Genomic DNA, 20,845 nt, shown 5'->3' on the forward strand with positions numbered 1-20,845 from the left:
CCCATGAGCGACACTTCCCCCTACGGCTTCGAGCTTGTGCGGCGTGGGTACGACCGCGCTCAGGTGGACGAACGTATCTCCAAGCTCGTCTCCGACCGTGACAGCGCCCTGTCCCGCATCACCGCTCTGGAAAAGCGCATCGAGGAACTCCACCTCGAGACCCAGAACGCCCAGGCCCAGGTCACCGACGCGGAGCCGTCGTACGCCGGGCTCGGCGCGCGGGTCGAGAAGATCCTGCGGCTCGCCGAGGAAGAGGCGAAGGACCTGCGCGAGGAGGCCCGGCGCGCGGCGGAGCAGCACCGCGAGCTGGCCGAATCGGCGGCCCAGCAGGTGCGCAACGACGCCGAGTCGTACGCGACCGACCGCAAGGCCAAGGCGGAGGACGAGGGCGTCCGGATCGTCGAGAAGGCCAAGAGTGACGCCTCCCAGCTGCGCACCGAGGCGCAGAAGGACGCGCAGTCCAAGCGGGAGGAGGCGGACGCCCTCTTCGAGGAGACCCGCGCCAAGGCCGCGCAGGCCGCCGCCGACTTCGAGACCAACCTCGCCAAGCGCCGCGAGCAGTCCGAGCGGGACCTGGCCTCCCGTCAGGCCAAGGCCGAGAAGCGGCTCGCGGAGATCGAGCACCGCGCGGAGCAGCTCCGCCTGGAGGCGGAGAAGCTGCGCACGGACGCCGAGCGCCGCGCCCGGCAGACGGTGGAGACCGCGCAGCGCCAGGCCGAGGACATCGTGGCCGACGCCAACGCCAAGGCCGACCGCATCCGTTCGGAGTCCGAGCGCGAGCTGGCCGCCCTCACCAACCGCCGCGACTCCATCAACGCGCAGCTCACCAACGTGCGCGAGATGCTGGCGACCCTCACGGGCGCCGCGGTGGCCGCCGCCGGTTCGCCGGCCGAGGACGAGCCGATCTCCCGCGGGGTGCCCGCCCAGCAGTCCCGCTGACGTCACACCGGCGTCCCGGACCGGGTCGGATCATTGACGTAGCCCTCTGCCACTGGGGTGGCAGAGGGCTACGTCGCGTTCTAGCGTGGGCGGCATGATCGAGCTCGAGGGGCTGACCAAGCGGTACGGCGAGAAGGTGGCGGTCGACCACCTGTCCTTCACCGTCAGACCGGGGATCATCACGGGCTTCCTCGGGCCCAACGGCGCGGGCAAGTCGACGACCATGCGGATGGTGCTGGGCCTGGACCGGCCGACCGCCGGGGACGTGCGGATCGACGGCAAGCACTACGACCAGCTCCGCGATCCGCTGACGTACATCGGCGCGCTGCTGGACGCCAAGGCGATGCACGGCGGCCGCAGCGCCTACCACCACCTGCTGTGCCTGGCGCAGGCGAACGGCATTCCGGCCCGGCGGGTGCGCGAGGTGCTGGACACGGTCGGTCTCACCGCGGTCGCGAAGAAGAAGGCCAAGGGGTTCTCGCTCGGCATGGGGCAGCGGCTCGGCATCGCGGGCGCGCTGCTCGGCGATCCCCGGATCCTGATGTTCGACGAGCCGGTCAACGGCCTGGACCCCGAGGGCATCCACTGGATCCGGAACCTGATGAAGACGCTGGCGGCACAGGGCCGGACCGTGTTCGTGTCCAGTCACCTGATGAGCGAGATGGCGCTGACCGCCGACCACCTGGTCGTCATCGGGCAGGGCCGGCTGCTGGCCGACACCTCGATGGCCCAGTTCATCGCGGAGAACTCGCGCTCCTACGTCCGGATCCGCAGCCCGCAGCGGGAGCGGCTGCTGGACGTGCTGTCCGGCGCCGGGATCGCGGTGGCGGGCGACGGTGAGGTGCTGGAGGTGGACGGCGACCAGGCCGAGACGATCGGTGAGCTGGCCGCGCGGCACCAGGTCACGCTGCACGAGCTGAGTCCCCAGCGGGCCTCCCTGGAGGAGGCGTTCATGCAGCTGACGGCGGAGTCGGTGGAGTACCACGCGCACGACGGGCAGCCGCCCGCGCAGCGGCAGCCGCAGCGGCAGCCCTGGGGCAGCGACTGGAGGAAGGGATGAGCATGGCCGCGACACAGGTGGTCCGGTCCGAGTGGACCAAGATCCGGTCGGTCGCCTCCACGGTGTGGACGCTGGGACTGGCCGTGGTCGTCACCATCGCGCTGGGCATGCTGATCTCGGCACTGTCCAGGAGCGAGTACGACAACATGAGCGAGCGCAGCCGGCTCACCTTCGATCCGACGTTCATCAGCTTCGCCGGCATGAGCCTCGGTCAGCTCGCGATGATCGTGTTCGGGGTGCTGGTGGTGGCGGGCGAGTACAGCAGCGGCATGATCCGCACCTCGCTGGCCGCCGTACCGCAGCGCGGCACCTTCCTGTTCAGCAAGATCGCGGTGGCCACCCTGCTGGCCCTGGTGATCTCGATGGCCACCAGCTTCGCCGCGTTCTTCCTCGGGCAGGCGATGCTCGGCGACCTGAAGGCGTCCATCGGCGACGACGGGGTGCTGCGCGCGGTGATCGGCGGCGGCCTCTACATGACGCTGATCGCGGTGTTCTCGATGGGGGTGGCCGCGATGCTGCGCTCGCCGATGCTGTCGCTGGGCATCCTGATGCCGTTCTTCTTCCTCATCTCCAACATCCTGGGCAGCGTCGACGTGACCAAGAAGGTCGGGCAGTTCCTGCCGGACCAGGCCGGCAGCAAGATCATGGAGGTGGTCCCGCCGCTCGACGACGACACCCCCTACGGGCCGTGGGGCGGCCTGGGCATCATGGTGCTCTGGGTGATCGCGGCCCTCGTCGGCGGGTACGTGGTGCTGAAGCGGCGGGACGCGTAGGAGCGGTGCGGGGGTCCACGATCCGGCCGGGTGGGAACGGAACCGTCAGCGCCTGGATAAGCTCCTAACCCTTACGGGGGCGTGCGCCCCGCTGTCCTGATCCTTTCGATGGGTGCGGAGCATGATCGAGGCTGTCGGCCTGACCAAGCGCTACGGCGACAAGACCGCTGTGTACGACCTGTCCTTCCAGGTGCGTCCCGGGACGGTCACCGGTTTTCTCGGGCCGAACGGCTCGGGCAAGTCCACGACGATGCGGATGATCCTCGGTCTGGACAACCCCACCGCGGGACATGTGACGATCGGTGGTTTCCCCTACCGCAAGCTGCCCAACGCCCCCCGTCAGGTCGGCGCGCTGCTCGACGCCAAGGCGGTGCACGGCGGCCGGTCCGCCCGCAGCCATCTGCTGAGCCTGGCCCAGCTCTCCGGCATCCCGGCCCGCCGGGTGGACGAGGTACTCGGCGTGGTCGGCCTCCAGGACGTCGCCAAGCGGCGCTCCAAGGGCTTCTCGCTCGGCATGGGCCAGCGGCTCGGCATCGCCGCCGCGCTGCTCGGCGACCCGCGGGTGCTGCTCTTCGACGAGCCGGTCAACGGCCTCGACCCGGAGGGCATCCTGTGGGTGCGCAACCTGATGAAGGCGCTCGCCGCCGAGGGCCGGACCGTCTTCGTCTCCTCGCACCTGATGAGCGAGATGGCGCTGACCGCCGACCACCTGATCGTCATCGGGCGCGGCCAACTGATGGCCGACATGAGCGTGACGGACTTCATCTCGGCCAACTCCGCCGACTTCGCCCGGGTCCGCACCCCCGACACCGAGCCGCAACTGCGCGAGAAGCTCTGCTCGGCGCTCACCGAGGCGGGCGGCCACGTACTGCCGGAGCAGGACGGCGCGCTGCGGGTGACCGGGCTGCCGCTGCCCCGCATCAGCGACCTCGCGCACGAGAGCGACGTACGGCTGTGGGAGCTGTCGCCGCACCAGGCGTCGCTGGAGGAGGCGTACATGCGGATGACGCAGGGCGCCGTCGACTACCGCTCGACCGCCGACGCGAAGGCCGGGCTCCAGCAGCCGCTGCCGCCCGGCGCGCAGCCCCCGATGCCGGTGCCCGGCCAGGGCCAGCCCGGCTGGTACGCGCCGCCGGCCCAGCCGGGCGGCCCGCCGTTTCCGCCGCCCGTCCAGGGCCCCGGAGGCCCGTACGGCGCTCCGGCCGGCGCCCCGGCCAACCCGTACGCCCAGCCCGCGCCCCAGGCGCCCCCGGTGCCCCAGGCACCGCAGACGCCCCAGGCACCGCAGACGCCCCCGGCCGCCCCGGGGCCGGTCCCTGGGCAGCCCGCCCCCTCCGCGCCGGCTCCCTCCCCCGCGCCCGCCCCCGCCCCGACCGAGCCCGAGGACGCCCGATGAGCACGCCCCAGCCCCCGATGCCGCAGGCCGCACCCGACCGGTGGGCGGCGCCCGGTCCGGCGTACGCCGGGTACACCTCTCCGATCCCGGTCGTGCGGGCCAACCTGACGCACGCCGTCGCCTCCGAGTGGACGAAGATCCGCTCGGTGCGCTCGACGCTGTGGACGCTCGGGGTGTTCGTGCTGCTGGTGGTCGGCATCGGGCTGCTGGCCGGCGCGGTGGTGGCCGGCAACAGCGACGACGTGTCCGCCGGGAACCCGCTGGAGCTGGGCTTCTTCGGACTGCTGCTGGGCAGCATGTGCCTGATGTCGCTCGGCGTGCTGACCACCGCGTCGGAGTACGGCACCGGTCTGATCCGCACCACCATGACCGCCTGCCCCAGCCGCGGCCGGGTGCTGGCCGCCAAGGGCCTGGTGTTCTTCCTGGTCTCGTTCGCGGTGACGCTGGTCTCCACCACGCTGGTCGGCTTCGCGCACGTGGCGATGGTGGGCGGCGCGGACGACCCGACCGGCCAGGACTGGCTCAAGGCCACCGTCGGCGTCTCGCTCTACATGGCGCTGCTCGGTCTGCTCTCGCTCGCCGTCGGCTCGATCATCCGGCACTCGGCGGGCGCCATCACCATCATGATCGGCCTGTTGCTGGCGCCGCTGGTGGTCGCGCTGTTCATGTTCTCGGAGTCGCTGGCGGACGTGCAGCAGTTCCTGCTGGAGTACTCGATCCCCAACCAGCTCAGCATCTTCTACGCCAACTCGCTGTCCGACTCCGGCCCGTCCGGCTGGGACCCGCTGTGGATCGTGCTCGGCGTCACGGCCGTGGTCTACGGCGCCGCGTTCGCGCTGCTCGAGCGGCGCGACGTCTGACAACGCGCGACGGCCTCAGAATCGCGGCGCGTTGCGGGACCGCTGCACCCGTGTGGTGCGGCGGTCCTTCGCGTTCCAGCAGGACTTGTGCCAGTGCCGGCGGTCGTCGACGCCCGCGTGGTCCGGCCAGGCCACCACGTGCGGGACGCCGTCCGGGATCAGCTGGTCGCAGCCGGGGCAGCGGTAGGACTTGCCCTGCGCGCTCGCGCCCGCCACGTGCCGCACGTACCAGTCCTCGCCCTGCCAGCTCTCGGCGGACTGCCAGCCGCCGTAGCGGCCGGGACGGTCCTCCTCGACGCTGCGGCCGGACGAACCGGCTCCCTTGGGTCGGTTGCGACGCGGGGACACAGGACACCTCACGGGGCTATACGGGGAAGTACGTACCGTAACCAGCCTACGCGGGCGCGACAGGGGGTACGCGTACGGCGCCCGGGGCGGCGGGAGATCCGCGCGGGGGTGTGCCGGGCGCCGTCGGAGCCCCGCCGGGCGGCCCATTCGGCAGACAATCCGCAAATCTCCTCGCCGGCCGTGTCCTCGGCACGTGTCACGCGGTTATGCCCTGTGGGGGAGCTCCGTGTCGGAGCCAAGGAAGCAGGAAAGAACGATGCGCGTAGGAAGTTTTGTGCTGGCGGCCCAGTTCCCGGGGCAGGGCCAGGGGGAGGCACTGCACCGGGCGGTCCGCTCGGCCGAGGTCGCCGAGGAGGCCGGGCTGGACGCGGTCTGGCTGGCCGAACACCACTTCGTGCCGTACGGCACCTGTCCGTCGGCGGTGACGCTGGCCGCCCTGCTGCTCGGCCGCACCCGCCGGCTGCGGGTCGGTACGGCGGTCAGTGTGCTGCCCACGGCCCATCCGGTGGCCCTCGGCGAGCAGGCCGCGCTGCTGCACGTGACCAGTGGCGGCCGGTTCTCGCTGGGCGTGGGCCGCGGCGGCCCCTGGGTCGACCTGGAGGTCTTCGGCGCGGGCCTCGCGGCGTACGAGGAGGGGTTCCCGGAATCCCTGGACCTGCTGCTGCGCTGGCTGCGGGAGCCGGCGGTCGGCGCCATAGGGGAACGCTTCCGGTTCCGCGAGGTGCCGGTCGTGCCACGCCCCTCGGAGGCGCTCACCGAGACGGACGGACCCGAGGTCGTCGTCGCCTGCACCTCACCGGCGAGTGTCCGGCTGGCCGCCGAGCGGGGGCTGCCGATGCTGCTCGGGATGCATGTCGGCGACGAGGAGAAGGCCGAGATGGTCGCCCTGTGGCAGCGCCGCGCGCGGGCGGCCGGCCGGTCCGCCGAGGAGATCCGGTCCGCCGCCCATGTCTCGGCCGGCGTCTGCCAGATCGCCGACCGGCGCACCGACGCCTCGGAGACGCTGGCCAAGGCGATGCCCGGCTGGCTGCGGCAGGGCCTCGGCGCCCATGTCACGGTGGACGGCCGCCCGCGCCGGATGCGCGACCCGCTCGCCTACACCGAACTGCTGTCGGGACTGCACCCGGTGGGCACCCCCCGGCTGTGCGCCGACCGGCTCACCGCGACCAGCGAGCGCACCGGCGTCACCCGCTTCGCCCTGCTGGTGGAGGGCTCCGGCGACCTCACGGCCACCGAGGAGAACGTACGGCGGCTCGGCACGGAGGTGCTCCCGCAGCTCCGCTGACCGACCGCGGAGAGCTTGCCGCTCCGGCACAACCCGCACCTCCCGCGTACGGAGCGGCAAGCCGACGGTCTCCGGCGTCAGCAGTCGCGCAGTTCGGGCGACTGGTTCAGCAACTGGCCCCGCACCGAGGTGAACCGGGCCAGCGTGGCGTCCACCGCGGGATCGGTCGGGAAGACCGCCACCCGGTGGCAGTTCTGGAAGGCCAGCCGTATCCCGAAGTGCCGTTGCAGGGCGCCGCGTATCGCGTCACTCGCGAGCACACGCAGCAGCTGGCCGCGTGCCTGCTCGTCCGGCGGAGGCGTCTGGTTGTCGGCGAACTCGCCGCCGTCCACCTTCAGCTGTGCCACCAGGGAGCTGATCATCTCCCACGCGTAGGGCAGGGAGGTCCGGACGCAGTCGACGAAGTCCGCTTCGTCGACCTCGCCTCGCTCGGCCTGTTCGAGTAGGGCCGGTGAGACGTCGAGCGACATGAGTACTCCTCTCGCACCCCCGACCAGCAGGGGTTGCCGGACAGTTAAAGGGAGTCCGCGACATCGAACACGCTGTGTACGCATCTCGCGACCTCCCGTTGAATACCGTAAGCACCCCGGCGGGGCGGCACCAGGAGAATGCCCGGATGCGCGGATTCCCGTAGGCGCACAATCGGCCAGTGCGCAAGGTAGGGCCTATGGGAGAAGTGGGACGGACCGCACACCACCTGCCCAGGGTACGAATCGCGCCGGGGCGGGCGCGTCGAGTAGCGTTGCCGACCATGCGTCTCGTCATTGCCCGCTGCTCCGTGGACTACGCCGGGCGGCTCACCGCGCACCTGCCCTCGGCGCCCCGCCTGATCCTGGTCAAGGCGGACGGCAGCGTCTCGATCCACGCCGACGACCGGGCCTACAAGCCCCTGAACTGGATGTCGCCGCCGTGCGCCCTGAAGGAGGGCACCGGAGACGAGGCGGGCGTGTGGACCGTCGTCAACAAGGCGGGTGAGAAGCTCATCATCACGATGGAGGAGATCCTGCACGACTCCTCGCACGAACTGGGCGTGGACCCCGGCCTGATCAAGGACGGCGTGGAAGCGCATCTCCAGGAACTGCTCGCCGACCGCATCGAGACCCTCGGCGCGGGCTACACCCTGATCCGCCGCGAGTACCCGACCGCCATCGGGCCGGTGGACATCCTGTGCCGGGACGCCGACGGGAAGACCGTCGCCGTGGAGATCAAGCGGCGCGGCGAGATCGACGGCGTGGAACAGCTCACCCGCTACCTCGACCTGCTCAACCGCGATCCCCATCTCGCTCCGGTGCGCGGCGTCTTCGCCGCCCAGGAGATCAAGCCGCAGGCCCGGGTGCTGGCCACCGACCGGGGCATCGGCTGCCAGGTGCTGGACTACGACGCGCTGCGCGGCATCGAGGACGACAAGCTGCGGCTGTTCTAGGCGGCGGTACGACTGAGAGCCGGGAACCGTTCGTGGTTCCCGGCCCTTTCGCTCGGGTTCCTCAGATCAGCTGCGGCGACACCGAGCCCGAACTCGCGTCGGCCCCCGGCGCGCTCGTGGTGGCGCTGGTGGTGGTCGTCGGTCCACTGGCCGAGTCGGAGGTCTCCGGGGTGGTCTCGGGGTCCGAGGTCTCCGGCGGCGGCTCGGAGGTCTCCGGCGGCTGGGACGTCTCCGGCGGCTCCGAGGTCTCCGGCGGCTCCGAGGTCTTGGGCGGCTGCGAGGTCGGCGGCTTGGAGGTCGCGGGCGGCTTCGTCGACGGGTCGTCCGTGTCCTCCGGGTCGCTCGGATCACGGGTGCCGCTCGGGTCGTCCGAAGGAGTCCCGGTGCCGGTGGGCGTCGGGTCGTCGGAGGTGCCGGGCGTGCCGTCCGGGCCCGGGTCGGTGGTGGCGGCGCCGGCCGCGCCGGGCTCCCCCGCGGCGTCGCCCTCGTCGGCGGGCCGGTCGGCGCCCAGGCCGCCGTCGTCGGCGCCCTGGCTGGCCGAGGGGTTGACGCCGACCTGGTCCGAGGGGTCGTTGCCCTCGCCGTCGGAGGTGGCGCCGAGCGTGACGACCGTACCGAGCACCGCGACCAGCAGCGCGCCTGCGCCGGCCGCGACCAGGTTGCGCCGGGCGAAGCCCTTGAGGCCGCCGCGCGCCTTGCGGGACGGCCCCGTGCGCGCACCGGCCGGACCGGCCGCACCACGGTTGACCACGGTCGGGGCGTACGGGGTCGGCTGCAGCGGCGGGAACGGCGCCGGCACCCCGGCGGCCGGCGACGCCGACTCCTCGTGCCGGGCGTCGGGCACCTCCTCCCCCGCGGTCGGCCCGAACGCGGCCGCGGCGGCGGCGATTCCCAGCGGACCGGCCGCGAGCGCGCCGAGGCCCGGGGTGTCGCCGGAGCGGTCGGCGACCAGCGCGAGGGCGCGCCGGCCGGCCACGGTGCCGCGCTTGTCGGCGGCGGCGCCGCGCAGTCCGACGGACGCCTCCAGTTCGGCGCGGGCCCGGTCGAGCTGGTCCTCGCACAGCGCGAGGACGCCCAGTTCGTGGTGGAAGTAGGCCTGTTCGGCGACGTCGCCGGCGAGCCGACTGGCCTCGCTGCCGGAGCGCAGCGCCCGCTCCCAGGCGCCCCAGTGCAGTCCGGCGGCGAACGCGGGCGCCGCCGCGCGGGCCAGCCGGACGGCCGGGCTCTCCTCGTCCTCGCCGGTCTCCGGGTCCCGGCCGGGCGGGGTCGCGGCCGGCGCCAGCACGGCCAGGGCGGCCAGTACGGCGTCGGCCTCGGCGCAGACGCGTTCCGGGGTCACCGAGGGGTGCCCGGCCCACCAGGCGTAGTGCTGGGCGGCGTCCAGCACCCGCCCGGCGGCACTCTCGCCGTACCCGGCGGCCTCCAGCTGGGTCAGCACGCCGGCGGCGAGCCGGTAGCGGGAGCCGACCGGGGAGACCAGGCCGCAGGCGGCCAGCTCGCCGAGGGCGGCGTCCGCGTGGGTGTCTCCGGCCAGCGCCGGCAGATGCGCCTGGTGCGGCACCTCGCCGCCGAGGGCGACGGCGAACTCCAGGGCGGCCCGGGCCGAGCCGCTGAGCCGCGAGGCGAGCAGCGGCGCGGGCGCGGCGGCCTCCCCGAGGGACGGCAGCGGTACGTCGTCGGCGGCGGCCGGGTCGGCGGGCGTGGCGTCCTCGGGGGCGGCGTCGGTGAACACGCCGAACTCGTCGACGGCGTCGGCGCCGGCCCGCAGCCGGTCGCGGCGCCGCAGCAGCGCGCCGGCCTGCACGAAGCGCAGCGGCAGGCCCTCGGACTCGAACCAGAGGTCGCCGGCCCAGTTGGCCTCCTCCTCGGTGAGCGGCCGGCCGGCGGCGCGCTCCAGCAGGGCGACGCCGTCGGCGCGGTCCAGGCCGGTGAGGAAGACCTCCTCGACGGCCGCGTCGGCCGAGGGGGCGGCGACCTCGGGGGTGGCGGCGACGAGGAAGGCGCACTCGGGGGTGGCGTCCAGCAGGTCGTCCAGGGCGGCGCCGCCGAACTCGGCGTCGTCCAGGACGACGACCGCGCCGATCTCCCGGACGTACCCGAGGAGTTCCTCGCGCCCCGGGCGGTGCAGGGGGGCCTGGTAGACGGCGTGGAAGAGGTCGTGCAGCAGGTCGTCGGCCGAGCGGCGGAAGCCCTTGAGGCGGACCACGCCGTCGGGGGCGAGGTCGGCGCAGTCCTCGGCGACCCGGTCAAGGAGGCTGGTGCGGCCGGAGCCGCCGGGGCCGGTGAGGCGGACCGAACGGCCGCGGGCCAGCAGCCGCACCAGGCGGTCCCGCTCGTCCTGGCGGGCCAGCAGCGGCAGCGCGGGCAGCGCCGGGCCGGGCGGCACCGGCGGCCGGCCGGTCCGTTCCACCTCGGCGCGTTCGGCGGCGGTCAGCTTGCGCGGGCGCTCGGGGCGCTCTCCCGGCGGACAGACCTCGATCTCGCTGCCGTCGACCGGGTTGACGGTGAGCAGGAAGTCGCCGGCGACCAGCTGCACCGTGCGGGCCAGCGCGGGCGCGGACTGGCCGAAGTCGGGTGTGAGGGGGTCCCTGGGCGGGCGTGGGCGCGGCGCGTCGCCGTCGCCGTCATGGCCGTACTCCGCAGGTCCCCGGTTGTTCGGGTCCATAGGTTCAAGCCCCCCAAAAGCGTCGTGTGCTTCGGTCACCGGTCGGGACCACCCTCCCGGCCTTGCCGCACACCGCGCTGTCGCTTCTGGTCCGGGCCCGCCGGTGGGTCAACGAGAGAGCGGGCAGCCAGACCCTAAACCGTAGCCCAGTATCTCCGACAGTCCGGGGTACCGCCTCGTCCGAGACGTCACAGTCTCGTGAGGATTGCGCGTGTCGTGCGGTTCGGCGGCTGCTGTCCCCTCTCGCCCGGCGCTCGGACCCCGCCGGTCCCGCCCGGGTCACACCCGGGGCAGCGTCTCCACTCCGATGCCGCCCTCGATCGCCAGGATGCGGTGCAGCCGGGTGGCCACCAGCAGGCGCTGCATCTGCGGCGGTACGCCGCGCAGCACCAGGCGCCGGCCGCAGCGGCCGGCCCGCCGGTGGGCTCCCATGATCACGCCGAGTCCGGTGGCGTCCCAGGAGTCCAGTTCGGACAGGTCGAGCACCAGGTCGCCGGCTCCGTCGTCGACGGCCGCGTGCAAGGCCGTACGGGCGTCCGCCGCGCTGCGGACGTCGAGGCGGCCCCCGACGACCAGCTCGGCGTGGTCGCCCCTGATGTGCATATGCGCTCCCCGTGCGTGCGTCTCGTGCTCCGCGGTGTGGTCTCGTACCGGTGGTCGGTGTGCTCGGTGTGCCGTGAAGGTGATGCACCTTCTGACTGTGTGCAACGCGTCGCGGTTGCCACCTGAGAGCCAACCGATACCGAATTCACTCCGGCGTGTGACGTTCACCGGAGCGAGGGCGGAGCTCAGTGCTTGTAGAAGCCCTGCCCGCTCTTGCGTCCGATGTCACCGGCGTCCACCATCCGGCGCATCAGCTCCGGCGGGGCGAACTTCTCGTCCTGTGACTCCGTGTAGATGTTGCTGGCGGCGTGCAGCAGGATGTCCACGCCGGTCAGGTCGGCGGTGGCCAGCGGCCCCATGGCGTGGCCGAAGCCCAGCTGGCAGGCCAGGTCGATGTCCTCGGCGGTGGCGACGCCGGACTCGTAGAGCTTGGCGGCCTCGACCACGAGGGCGGAGATGAGCCGGGTGGTGACGAACCCGGCGACGTCCCGGTTGACGACGACGCAGGTCTTGCCGGTCGACTCGGCGAACTCCCGGGCGGTGGCGAGGGTTTCGTCGCTCGTCTTGTGGCCCCGCACCAGCTCGCACAACCGCATCATCGGCACCGGCGAGAAGAAGTGCGTGCCGACCACCCGCTCCGGGCGGTCCGTCACGGCCGCGATCTTGGTGATCGGGATGGCGGAGGTGTTGGAGGCGAGGATCGCCCCGTCCTGCACCAGCTTGTCCAGCGCCCGGAAGATCTCGTGCTTGACCTCGAGCTTCTCGAACACGGCCTCGACGACGACGTCCGCGTCCGCGACGGCGTCCAGCTCGGTGGTCGCGGTGATCCGGGCGAGCGCGGCGTCGGCGTCGTGCGCCTCCAGCTTCCCCTTGGCGACGAACTTGTCGTACGACGCCTTGATGGACCCGGTACCGCGCCGCAGCGCCTCGTCGGTGACATCGCGCAGCACCACGTCCCAGCCCGCCTGCGCGGAGACCTGGGCGATACCGGCCCCCATGAGGCCGGCTCCGATGACGGCGAGCTTCCGTGCCACTGTGCGACTCCCCTGGATGCGGGTGCTTTTGTCTCTCCGGCGGAGATTAGCGGGAGTGAGGGGCCCTGTGACCGGTAAGTAACGCGCGTCACGTCTCACATGACGGACATCACACCGGGGTGGGTCACGCGGGGCCTCGTACGGCGTAGTTGAGCACCTTCTCGCCCAACAGGTCCGCCATCTCGTCCAGGACGAGCAGCATCTCGCGGGAGACCCCGGCGGGGGTGCCGCCCGCCAGCATGCGCTGTCCGATCCCGGCCATGACCGTGCTGTGCAGCCAGCTGATCTGACCGGCGATCAGTCCGGGCAGCGGGTCGTGCTCCCCGGCGCCGACCTCCTCCCTGAGAGTCCGTTCGAGGTCGACGACGACCTCCTGGCCGATGGCCCACATCCGGGAGCGCAGCGCGGGCGAGTCGTGCACCACCCGCATGAACGCCGCGTAGCCGTCCATCAGGCCGACCCGGGGCGACACCGCCTCGACCTCCTCGCGCAGCTCGCGCAGGACCGCCGCGGCGGCCGACTCGCCGGCCCGCCGGCCCCGCACCCAGCGGGAGAGCCGGTCGACGACCCCCCGGGAGCGGTCGAGGAAGAGGTCCTCCTTGGCCGGGAAGTAGTTGTACACGGTGTTGACCGAGACGTCGGCGGCCTGGGCGACCTCCGCGACGGTGACGGCGTCGAAGCCGCGCTCGATGAACAGACCCGTGGCGACATCGGAGATGTACTGCCTGGTCTGCCGCTTCTTCCGTTCCCTGAGTCCCTCGGCCACAGCGCCATCCTAGCTTCGCTGGTGCGCCTGAAAACTTGGAGACATTGCAATTTTGGAGTGACTCTGTTTTTCTGTCGGGCATGGCAATCATCAGTACGGCCCAACTGGCGCGTACCTTCCGGACGAAGCGCGGCCCGGTGGAAGCCGTGCGCGGCATCGACCTCACCGTCCGCGAGGGCGAGATCCTCGGCTTCCTCGGCCCGAACGGCGCCGGCAAGACCACCGTCCTGCGGATGCTGACCACCCTGCTGGCGCCGACCGGCGGCGCGGCCACGGTGGCCGGCTGCGACCTGGCCGGCGACCCGGCCGGGGTCCGCGCGGCCTGCGGGTACGTGGCCCAGTCCGGCGGCGTCGACCCGCAGATCTCGGTACGGGAGGAGCTCGTGACCCAGGGCCGCCTCTACCGCCTGACCAGGGCGCGGGCCGCTGAGCGCGCCGCGGAACTCGCCCGCGACCTCGGCCTGACCGAGCTGCTCGACCGCAGGTGCGGCGCGCTGTCCGGCGGCCAGCGCCGGCGCCTGGACATCGCGATGGCGCTCACCCACCGCCCGAAGGTGCTCTTCCTCGACGAGCCGACCACCGGCCTGGACCCCGGCAGCCGGGCCGGCCTGTGGGAGCTGGTGCGCCGGCTGCGCGACGAGCACGGCACGACCGTCTTCCTGACCACGCACTACCTCGACGAGGCCGACGCCCTCTCCGACCGGCTGGTCGTCGTCGACCAGGGAGTGGTCGCCGCCGAGGGCACCCCGTCCGCGCTGAAGCTGAGGTACGGCGGCTCCCTGGACGCCTCGCTCCAGGACACCTTCCTCGCCGTCACCGGCCGCGGCCCCGCGTCCGCCGCCGACCCCGCCCCCGTAGCCGTATAGAGCCCGGAGGAGCCTCCCCATGTTTCTGCACGACACCGCTGTCGTCTACGGCCGATACGCCCGCCAGTCGCTGCGCTCCCGGTTCGCGCTGCTCTTCGGGGTGCTGATGCCGATGCTGTACCTGCTCTTCTTCGGCCCGCTGCTGACCGGGCTGCCGCTGGGCGGGCGGGGCGATTCCTGGCAGGTGCTGGTTCCCGGGCTGCTGCTGCAACTCGCCCTGTTCGGTGCCTCGTTCGCCGGTTTCATGGTGGTGCTGGAGAAGAACACCGGGGTGATCGACCGGATGCGGGTCACGCCGGTGAGCCGGCTGGCGCTGCTGCTGGGCCGGGTGCTGCGGGACGCCACGCTCTTCGGCTTCCAGGCGGTGCTGCTGGTGCTGGCCGCGCTGGCGATGGGCCTGCGGGCCCCGCTGGCCGGGGTGCTGATCGGCTTCGCGTTCGTCGCGCTGCTCACGGTCGCGCTCGCCGCGCTGTCGTACACGCTGGCGATGAAGGTCAGCAGCCCGCAGGAGTTCGGGCCCACGGTCAACGCGCTGACCATGCCGTCGATGCTGCTGTCCGGCCTGATGCTGCCGATGGCGCTGGGCCCGGCCTGGCTGGACGTCCTCTCCCACCTGATGCCGCTGCGCTATCTGGTGGACGCGGTGCGGGACGCCTACGTCGGCTCGTACGCCACCGCGCACATGCTGTACGGCGCCCTGGTCGCCGTCGCCTTCGCCGCGCTGGCCGTGGCGGCGGGCACACGTGTGTTCCGTACCGAGGGCGCGTAACTACGCTGGGCCCATGGTCAACCTGACGCGCATCTACACCAGAACCGGCGACCAGGGCAGCACCGCCCTCGGGGACATGAGCCGGGTGCCCAAGACCGATCTGCGGATCGCCGCGTACGCCGACGCCAACGAGGCGAACGCGGTGCTCGGTGCCGCGATCGCGCTGGGGGCGCTGGAGGAGGAGGTCGTGAAGGTCCTCGTGCGGGTGCAGAACGACCTGTTCGACGTGGGCGCGGACCTGTCGACGCCGGTGGTGGCGGACCCGGAGTACCCGCCGCTCAGGGTCGAGCAGTTCTACGTCGACCGGCTGGAGGCGGACTGCGACCGCTACCTCGCCGAGCTGGAGAAGCTGCGCTCCTTCATCCTGCCCGGCGGCACACCCGGCGCGGCCCTGCTGCACCAGGCGTGCACGGTGGTCCGGCGGGCCGAGCGGTCCACCTGGGCGGCGCTGGAGGCGCACGGCGAGACGATGAACCCGCTCACCGCGACCTACCTCAACCGCCTCTCCGACCTGCTGTTCATCCTGGCCCGGTACGCCAACAAGGAGACCGGGGACGTGCTGTGGGTGCCGGGCGGGGAGCGGTAGCCCGACGCCGGCGCTCTCCCTTCAGCGGGCGCGGCCGGGGGCACGCAGTGGTGCCGACCCAGGAGTCGGGGGTTTGGAAAGCCCCTCTCCGGGCCAGTGGTCCAGACCTATTGACCTATGGTCCAGACCTTTCTATTCTCGCGGCACTGCGGGCCTGTCGGTCAGGCATGCCCACGACATCACCCATACAAGGGAGGCGCACCGTGCGCTTCAGACACAGAGCCGCGGCCCTGCTCGCGACCCTCGCACTCCCCCTCACCGGACTCGTCGCCCTCGCCGCCCCCGCCCAGGCGGCCACCGCGGCGACCGCCACCTACACCAAGGCCTCGGACTGGGGCACCGGCTTCGAGGGCAAGTGGACGGTGAAGAACACCGGCACCACCTCCCTCAGCTCCTGGACCGTCGAGTGGGACTTCCCCTCCGGCACCTCCGTCACCTCCGCCTGGGACGCCGACGTCACCTCCGCCGGCACCCACTGGACCGCCAAGAACAAGTCGTGGAACGGGACGCTCGCCCCCGGCGCCTCGGTCTCCTTCGGCTTCAACGGCTCCGGCACCGGCTCCCCCACCGGCTGCAAGCTCAACGGCGGCTCCTGCGACGGCACCTCGGTGCCGGGCGACGCGGCCCCCTCCGCCCCGGGCACCCCGACCGCCTCGGACATCACCGACACCTCGGTGAAACTGTCCTGGTCGGCGGCGACCGACGACAACGGGATCAAGAACTACGACGTCCTGCGCGACGGCAGTAAGGTCGCCACGGTGACCGGCACCACCTACACCGACACCGGCCTGACCAAGGGCACCGCCTACTCCTACAGCGTGCAGGCCCGCGACACCGCCGACCAGACCGGCCCGGCCGGCGGCTCGGTCAAGGTGACCACCACCGGCGGCGGCTCCACCGACCCGGGCACCCCGGCCGGCAAGGTCAACCTCGGCTACTTCACCGAGTGGGGCGTCTACGGCCGCAACTACCACGTCAAGAACCTGGTGACCTCGGGCTCCGCCTCGAAGATCACCCACATCAACTACGCGTTCGGCAACGTCAAGAACGGCCAGTGCACGGTCGACGACACCTTCGCCGCGTACGAGAAGGCGTACACCGCCGACCAGTCCGTCTCCGGCACCGCCGACACCTGGGACCAGCCGCTGCGCGGCAACTTCAACCAGCTGCGGCAGCTGAAGGCGAAGTACCCGAACATCAAGATCCTGTACTCCTTCGGCGGCTGGACCTACTCCGGCGGCTTCGGCCAGGCCGCGCAGAACGCCGCCGCGTTCGCCAAGTCCTGCAAGGCCGTGGTGGAGGACCCGCGCTGGGCCGATGTCTTCGACGGCATCGACATCGACTGGGAGTACCCGAACGCCTGCGGCCTGACCTGCGACACCTCGGGTGCCGCCGCCTTCAAGAACCTCACCGGCGCGCTGCGCACCGAGTTCGGCGACGACTATCTGATCACCGCCGCGATCACCGCCGACGGCTCGTCCGGCGGCAAGCTCGACGCGGCCGACTACGGCGGCGCCGCGCAGTACCTCGACTGGTACAACGTGATGACCTATGACTACTTCGGCGCCTGGGCGACCACCGGCCCGACCGCCCCGCACTCCCCGCTGACCTCGTACTCCGGCATCCCGACCGCCGGCTTCAACAGCGCGGACGCGATCGCCAAGCTCAAGGCCAAGGGCGTCCCGTCGTCGAAGCTGCTGCTCGGCATCGGCTTCTACGGCCGCGGCTGGACCGGCGTCACCCAGGACGCCCCCGGCGGCACGGCGACCGGCGCGGCACCCGGCACCTACGAGGCCGGCATCGAGGACTACAAGGTGCTGAAGAACAGCTGTCCGGTCACCGGCACCGTGGCCGGCACCGCGTACGCGCACTGCGGCACCCAGTGGTGGTCCTACGACACCCCGTCGACCATCGCCGGGAAGATGAGCTGGGCCAAGAGCCAGGGCCTGGGCGGCGCCTTCTTCTGGGAGTTCAGCGGCGACACCAGCAACGGCGAGCTGGTCAGCGCGATCAGCAGCGGATTGCAGTAGCCCTCAAAAAGGGATCAGGCAACATTGACGCGCTGACCGGGCGGGGCTGCCTCCAGCCACGCGAGGAATCCGGTCAGCGCGTCGTCGCTCATCGCCAGTTCCAGCCGTGTTCCCCGGTGCAGACACGCGAGGACCACGGCTTCGGAGAGCAGCGCCAGCTCCTCCTCGCCGTCCGGGAGCCGGCGGCCGGCCACCTCGATCGAGCCGCGCTCAAGGACCCGGCGCGGGCGGGGCGAGTACGAGAAGACCCGGTACCACTCGACGCGATCGCCGTTGTACCGGGCCACTCCGTACGCCCACCCCTTGCCGTTGCCGTCGCCCTCCTTCGGCGCGTCCCAGCGCAGCGAGCAGTCGAAGGTGCCGCCCGAGCGCTGGATCAGCCGGCGGCGCAGGCCGAAGACGAAGAGTCCCACCGCCACGACGGCGATGACGATTCCGCACACAGTCAGAGCGAGGACCACCGGCACCGACCTCCTCGTCTCCTAGGTAACGGAACGTAAAAAACATCCACATCTGCCTCAGCCGCGGCCGGGTCCGGATCGCTCCGGTCCCAGCCGCGGCTGAGTCACGTCATAGCACGGCGCCCAGGCTCAGCGCGCCGACGCCGCCCGCAGTCGGACATCCGCGCGGCGCTCGGCGGAGGCGTCGCCCTCCGCCTTGGCGCGCTCCAGTTCCCGCTCCGCGCTCTGGACGTCGATCTCGTCCGACAGCTCGGCGATCTCGGCCAGCAACGACAGCTTGTCGTCGGCGAACGAGATGAAACCGCCGTGCACCGCCGCGACGACCGTCCCGCCGTCACTCGTACGGATGGTCACCGGGCCCGACTCCAGCACACCGAGCAGCGGCTGGTGACCGGGCATGACGCCGATGTCGCCGGACGTGGTGCGCGCGACGACCAGGGTGGCCTCGCCGGACCAGACCTCTCGGTCGGCCGCGACCAGCGCGACGTGCAGCTCAGCAGCCAAGGGTGGCTCCTCGGGTCACCACCCGGCGGGTGCGCCGGGTGTTGGTTACAAGTCTAAGGGGCGTGAGGGAGGGGGCGGGACGCGCCCGCCCCCTCCCTACGAAATCACCGGGGTCAGGAGACGCCCAGCTCCTTCGCGTTCTTCTTCAGGTCCTCGATACCACCGCACAGGAAGAACGCCTGCTCCGGGAAGTGGTCGTACTCGCCGTCGCAGATCGCGTTGAACGCGGTGATCGACTCGTCCAGCGACACGTCGGAGCCGTCCACACCGGTGAACTGCTTGGCGACGTGCGTGTTCTGGGACAGGAAGCGCTCCACGCGGCGGGCTCGCTGGACGACCAGCTTGTCCTCCTCGCCGAGCTCGTCGATGCCGAGGATCGCGATGATGTCCTGAAGATCCTTGTACTTCTGCAGGATGTTCTTCACACGCATCGCGGTGTTGTAGTGGTCCGCCGTGATGTAGCGCGGGTCCAGGATCCGGGACGTGGAGTCCAGCGGGTCCACGGCCGGGTAGATGCCCTTCTCCGAGATCGGACGGGAGAGCACCGTCGTCGCGTCGAGGTGGGCGAAGGTGGTGGCCGGGGCCGGGTCGGTCAGGTCGTCCGCGGGGACGTAGATCGCCTGCATCGAGGTGATCGAGTGACCGCGGGTCGAGGTGATGCGCTCCTGGAGGAGACCCATCTCGTCGGCCAGGTTCGGCTGGTAGCCCACCGCGGAGGGCATCCGACCGAGCAGGGTGGAGACCTCGGAGCCGGCCTGCGTGAAGCGGAAGATGTTGTCGATGAAGAACAGCACGTCCTGCTTCTGGACGTCACGGAAATACTCGGCCATGGTCAGGCCGGCCAGCGCGACGCGCAGACGGGTGCCCGGCGGCTCGTCCATCTGACCGAAGACCAGGGCGGTCTTGTCGATGACGCCGGACTCGCTCATCTCGTCGATGAGGTCGTTGCCCTCACGGGTGCGCTCGCCGACACCGGCGAACACCGAGACACCGTCGTGGTTGTTGGCGACGCGGTAGATCATCTCCTGGATGAGCACCGTCTTGCCGACGCCGGCGCCGCCGAACAGACCGATCTTGCCGCCCTTGACGTACGGGGTCAGCAGGTCGATGACCTTGACGCCGGTCTCGAACATCTCGGTCTTCGACTCGAGCTCGTCGAAGTTGGGGGCCTTGCGGTGGATGGACCAGCGCTCGCCCGAGTACTTCTCGTCGGAGTTCAGCACCTCACCGAGGGTGTTGAACACCTTGCCCTTGGTGAAGTCGCCGACCGGGACGGAGATGCCCGTGCCGGTGTCGGTGACCGGAGCCTGGCGGACCAGGCCGTCGGTGGGCTGCATCGAGATGGTGCGGACCAGGCCGTCACCCAGGTGCTGGGCGACCTCCAGGGTCAGCGTCTTCTTCTCGCCCGCGTTCGCCGGGTCGGCGATCTCGACGTGCAGGGCGTTGTAGATCTCCGGCATCGCGTCGACGGGGAACTCCACGTCGACGACCGGGCCGATGACCCGGGCGACGCGGCCCGTGGCAACGGCCGTCTCAACAGTGGTCGTCATTACTTGTCACTCCCCGCGGTCGCGTCGGCCAGGGCGCTGGCGCCACCGACGATCTCGCTGATTTCCTGGGTGATTTCGGCCTGGCGGGCCGCGTTGGCAAGTCGGGAGAGCGTGTTGATCAGCTCACCCGCGTTGTCGGTGGCCGACTTCATCGCGCGCCGCGTGGCGGCGTGCTTGGAGGCGGCCGACTGGAGCATCGCGTTGTAGATCCGGCTCTCGACGTACCGCGGCAGCAGCGCGTCGAGAACGTCCTCGGCGGACGGCTCGAAGTCGTACAGCGGAAGGATCTCGTCCTTCGCCTTCGACTCCTGGGCCACCTCGTCGAGGCGGAGCGGCAGCAACTGGCTGCCGATCGCGGTCTGGGTCATCATCGACACGAACTCCGTGTAGACGATGTGGAGTTCGTCCACGCCGCCGTCCGCGGTGTCCTTCTCGATGGCCTCGATGAGCGGAGCCGCGACCTGCTTGGCGTCCGCGTACGAGGGCTCGTCGGTGAAGCCGGTGAACGACTCCGCGATCGGGCGCTCACGGAAGTTGTAGTGGGCGACACCCCGGCGGCCGACGATGTAGACGACGACCTCCCGGCCCTCGCGCTCCAGCCGCTCGGTGAGCCGCTCCGCCTGCTTGATGGCGTTGGAGTTGAAGGCACCGGCCAGCCCGCGGTCGCTCGTCAGCAGCAGCACCGCGGAACGGGTGACCGTCTCGGCCTGGGTGGTCAGCGGGTGCTTGGTGTTCGAACCCGTACCGACCGCCGTGACCGCGCGGGTGAGCTCGGTCGCGTACGGCGTGGAGGCCGCCACCTTGCGCTGCGCCTTGACGACGCGCGAGGCGGCGATCATCTCCATCGCCTTGGTGATCTTCTTGGTCGCGGTGACGGATCGGATGCGACGCTTGTAGACCCGGAGCTGGGCTCCCATGAGTCAGGTC

The 20,845-nt window shown here is 71.5% G+C and carries 21 protein-coding genes; 11 read left to right on the forward strand and 10 right to left on the reverse strand.

Features of this window, described 5'->3' with window-relative positions; genetic code table 11:
• Positions 1-3 precede the first annotated feature (3 nt).
• From ACTT8P_RS07615 to ACTT8P_RS07635, 5 genes are all read left to right on the forward strand, one after another.
• The gene (locus tag ACTT8P_RS07615; RefSeq protein WP_442830765.1) at positions 4-939 is read left to right on the forward strand and encodes a cellulose-binding protein; all 936 of its coding nucleotides are present in this window, start codon (positions 4-6) and stop codon (positions 937-939) included.
• Positions 940-1,033: 94 nt separating this feature from the next.
• Positions 1,034-1,999, forward strand: a complete 966-nt coding sequence (locus ACTT8P_RS07620) for an ABC transporter ATP-binding protein (RefSeq protein ID WP_442830766.1) — start codon at positions 1,034-1,036, stop codon at positions 1,997-1,999.
• A 2-nt stretch (positions 2,000-2,001) separates the two neighbouring features.
• Positions 2,002-2,772 carry an ABC transporter permease gene (locus ACTT8P_RS07625; RefSeq protein ID WP_442830767.1) on the forward strand — a complete coding sequence of 257 codons (771 nt, stop codon included), beginning with the start codon at positions 2,002-2,004 and terminating at the stop codon, positions 2,770-2,772.
• 121 nt (positions 2,773-2,893) lie between these two features.
• Entirely contained in the window at positions 2,894-4,168 is a 1,275-nt protein-coding gene (locus ACTT8P_RS07630) for an ATP-binding cassette domain-containing protein (RefSeq protein WP_442830768.1), read from the forward strand.
• Positions 4,165-5,028 (forward strand): ABC transporter permease subunit, encoded by an 864-nt coding sequence (locus ACTT8P_RS07635; protein ID WP_442830769.1) that lies wholly within the window; start codon positions 4,165-4,167, stop codon positions 5,026-5,028. The genes ACTT8P_RS07630 and ACTT8P_RS07635 overlap by 4 nt, the downstream gene beginning before the upstream one ends.
• Before the next feature lie 15 nt (positions 5,029-5,043).
• On the opposite strand, the gene ACTT8P_RS07640 is transcribed toward ACTT8P_RS07635, so the two are convergent.
• Entirely contained in the window at positions 5,044-5,376 is a 333-nt protein-coding gene (locus ACTT8P_RS07640; RefSeq protein WP_442830770.1) for an ATP/GTP-binding protein, read from the reverse strand.
• Between the two features lie 256 nt (positions 5,377-5,632).
• Between ACTT8P_RS07640 and ACTT8P_RS07645 the strand changes: the two genes are divergently transcribed.
• Positions 5,633-6,661, forward strand: coding sequence for an LLM class flavin-dependent oxidoreductase (locus tag ACTT8P_RS07645; RefSeq protein WP_442830771.1), 1,029 nt, complete (start codon positions 5,633-5,635; stop codon positions 6,659-6,661).
• 77 nt (positions 6,662-6,738) lie between these two features.
• On the opposite strand, the gene ACTT8P_RS07650 is transcribed toward ACTT8P_RS07645, so the two are convergent.
• Positions 6,739-7,131, reverse strand: a complete 393-nt coding sequence (locus ACTT8P_RS07650) for an SCO5389 family protein (RefSeq protein WP_442830772.1) — start codon at positions 7,129-7,131, stop codon at positions 6,739-6,741.
• Between the two features lie 281 nt (positions 7,132-7,412).
• Between ACTT8P_RS07650 and nucS the strand changes: the two genes are divergently transcribed.
• Entirely contained in the window at positions 7,413-8,084 is a 672-nt protein-coding gene (nucS, locus tag ACTT8P_RS07655; protein ID WP_361161554.1) for an endonuclease NucS, read from the forward strand.
• 61 nt (positions 8,085-8,145) lie between these two features.
• On the opposite strand, the gene ACTT8P_RS07660 is transcribed toward nucS, so the two are convergent.
• The 4 genes from ACTT8P_RS07660 to ACTT8P_RS07675 form a co-directional block, all read right to left on the reverse strand.
• Positions 8,146-10,749 (reverse strand): ATP-binding protein, encoded by a 2,604-nt coding sequence (locus ACTT8P_RS07660; RefSeq protein ID WP_442830773.1) that lies wholly within the window; start codon positions 10,747-10,749, stop codon positions 8,146-8,148.
• Positions 10,750-11,028: 279 nt separating this feature from the next.
• The gene (locus ACTT8P_RS07665; protein ID WP_442830774.1) at positions 11,029-11,352 is read right to left on the reverse strand and encodes an STAS domain-containing protein; all 324 of its coding nucleotides are present in this window, start codon (positions 11,350-11,352) and stop codon (positions 11,029-11,031) included.
• A gap of 185 nt (positions 11,353-11,537) precedes the next feature.
• A complete protein-coding gene (locus ACTT8P_RS07670; RefSeq protein WP_442830775.1) occupies positions 11,538-12,386 on the reverse strand; it encodes a 3-hydroxyacyl-CoA dehydrogenase family protein in 849 nt (282 codons plus the stop codon).
• Positions 12,387-12,510: 124 nt separating this feature from the next.
• Positions 12,511-13,152, reverse strand: coding sequence for a TetR/AcrR family transcriptional regulator (locus ACTT8P_RS07675; protein WP_442830776.1), 642 nt, complete (start codon positions 13,150-13,152; stop codon positions 12,511-12,513).
• An 80-nt stretch (positions 13,153-13,232) separates the two neighbouring features.
• Between ACTT8P_RS07675 and ACTT8P_RS07680 the strand changes: the two genes are divergently transcribed.
• The 4 genes from ACTT8P_RS07680 to ACTT8P_RS07695 all read left to right on the forward strand — a co-directional run bounded on the left by ACTT8P_RS07680 (position 13,233) and on the right by ACTT8P_RS07695 (position 17,403).
• Positions 13,233-14,018 (forward strand): ABC transporter ATP-binding protein, encoded by a 786-nt coding sequence (locus ACTT8P_RS07680; protein ID WP_442830777.1) that lies wholly within the window; start codon positions 13,233-13,235, stop codon positions 14,016-14,018.
• 19 nt (positions 14,019-14,037) lie between these two features.
• Positions 14,038-14,787, forward strand: a complete 750-nt coding sequence (locus ACTT8P_RS07685; RefSeq protein WP_442830778.1) for an ABC transporter permease — start codon at positions 14,038-14,040, stop codon at positions 14,785-14,787.
• 13 nt (positions 14,788-14,800) lie between these two features.
• Positions 14,801-15,373 (forward strand): cob(I)yrinic acid a,c-diamide adenosyltransferase, encoded by a 573-nt coding sequence (locus ACTT8P_RS07690; protein WP_442830779.1) that lies wholly within the window; start codon positions 14,801-14,803, stop codon positions 15,371-15,373.
• A 203-nt stretch (positions 15,374-15,576) separates the two neighbouring features.
• On the forward strand, positions 15,577-17,403 hold the full coding sequence (locus ACTT8P_RS07695) for a glycosyl hydrolase family 18 protein (protein WP_442830780.1): 1,827 nt from the start codon (positions 15,577-15,579) through the stop codon (positions 17,401-17,403).
• Positions 17,404-17,417: 14 nt separating this feature from the next.
• Here ACTT8P_RS07695 and ACTT8P_RS07700 read toward each other — a convergent pair whose 3' ends face one another.
• From ACTT8P_RS07700 to ACTT8P_RS07715, 4 genes are all read right to left on the reverse strand, one after another.
• Positions 17,418-17,864 (reverse strand): DUF2550 domain-containing protein, encoded by a 447-nt coding sequence (locus ACTT8P_RS07700; protein WP_442830781.1) that lies wholly within the window; start codon positions 17,862-17,864, stop codon positions 17,418-17,420.
• Positions 17,865-17,993: 129 nt separating this feature from the next.
• A complete protein-coding gene (locus ACTT8P_RS07705; RefSeq protein ID WP_361161536.1) occupies positions 17,994-18,368 on the reverse strand; it encodes a F0F1 ATP synthase subunit epsilon in 375 nt (124 codons plus the stop codon).
• Between the two features lie 113 nt (positions 18,369-18,481).
• Positions 18,482-19,918: a F0F1 ATP synthase subunit beta gene (gene atpD, locus ACTT8P_RS07710; protein WP_442830782.1), complete on the reverse strand. Its 1,437-nt coding sequence runs from the start codon at positions 19,916-19,918 to the stop codon at positions 18,482-18,484.
• Positions 19,918-20,835 (reverse strand): F0F1 ATP synthase subunit gamma, encoded by a 918-nt coding sequence (locus tag ACTT8P_RS07715; RefSeq protein WP_442830783.1) that lies wholly within the window; start codon positions 20,833-20,835, stop codon positions 19,918-19,920. Before ACTT8P_RS07715 ends, atpD begins: the two co-directional genes overlap by 1 nt.
• Positions 20,836-20,845: the final 10 nt, after the last annotated feature.

The sequence above is a fragment of the Streptomyces sp. JW3 genome (assembly GCF_052216785.1).
Taxonomy (GTDB): Bacteria; Actinomycetota; Actinomycetes; order Streptomycetales; family Streptomycetaceae; genus Streptomyces.

Coding starts and splice junctions, on each gene's coding strand:
- ACTT8P_RS07615 (WP_442830765.1), top strand. CDS start 4: ATGAGCGACACTTCCCCCTACGGCTTCGAGCTTGTGCGGCGTGGGTAC.
- ACTT8P_RS07620 (WP_442830766.1), top strand. CDS start 1,034: ATGATCGAGCTCGAGGGGCTGACCAAGCGGTACGGCGAGAAGGTGGCG.
- ACTT8P_RS07625 (WP_442830767.1), top strand. CDS start 2,002: ATGGCCGCGACACAGGTGGTCCGGTCCGAGTGGACCAAGATCCGGTCG.
- ACTT8P_RS07630 (WP_442830768.1), top strand. CDS start 2,894: ATGATCGAGGCTGTCGGCCTGACCAAGCGCTACGGCGACAAGACCGCT.
- ACTT8P_RS07635 (WP_442830769.1), top strand. CDS start 4,165: ATGAGCACGCCCCAGCCCCCGATGCCGCAGGCCGCACCCGACCGGTGG.
- ACTT8P_RS07645 (WP_442830771.1), top strand. CDS start 5,633: ATGCGCGTAGGAAGTTTTGTGCTGGCGGCCCAGTTCCCGGGGCAGGGC.
- ACTT8P_RS07650 (WP_442830772.1), bottom strand. CDS start 7,131: ATGTCGCTCGACGTCTCACCGGCCCTACTCGAACAGGCCGAGCGAGGC.
- nucS (WP_361161554.1), top strand. CDS start 7,413: ATGCGTCTCGTCATTGCCCGCTGCTCCGTGGACTACGCCGGGCGGCTC.
- ACTT8P_RS07660 (WP_442830773.1), bottom strand. CDS start 10,749: ATGGACCCGAACAACCGGGGACCTGCGGAGTACGGCCATGACGGCGAC.
- ACTT8P_RS07665 (WP_442830774.1), bottom strand. CDS start 11,352: ATGCACATCAGGGGCGACCACGCCGAGCTGGTCGTCGGGGGCCGCCTC.
- ACTT8P_RS07680 (WP_442830777.1), top strand. CDS start 13,233: ATGGCAATCATCAGTACGGCCCAACTGGCGCGTACCTTCCGGACGAAG.
- ACTT8P_RS07685 (WP_442830778.1), top strand. CDS start 14,038: ATGTTTCTGCACGACACCGCTGTCGTCTACGGCCGATACGCCCGCCAG.
- ACTT8P_RS07690 (WP_442830779.1), top strand. CDS start 14,801: ATGGTCAACCTGACGCGCATCTACACCAGAACCGGCGACCAGGGCAGC.
- atpD (WP_442830782.1), bottom strand. CDS start 19,918: ATGACGACCACTGTTGAGACGGCCGTTGCCACGGGCCGCGTCGCCCGG.
- ACTT8P_RS07715 (WP_442830783.1), bottom strand. CDS start 20,835: ATGGGAGCCCAGCTCCGGGTCTACAAGCGTCGCATCCGATCCGTCACC.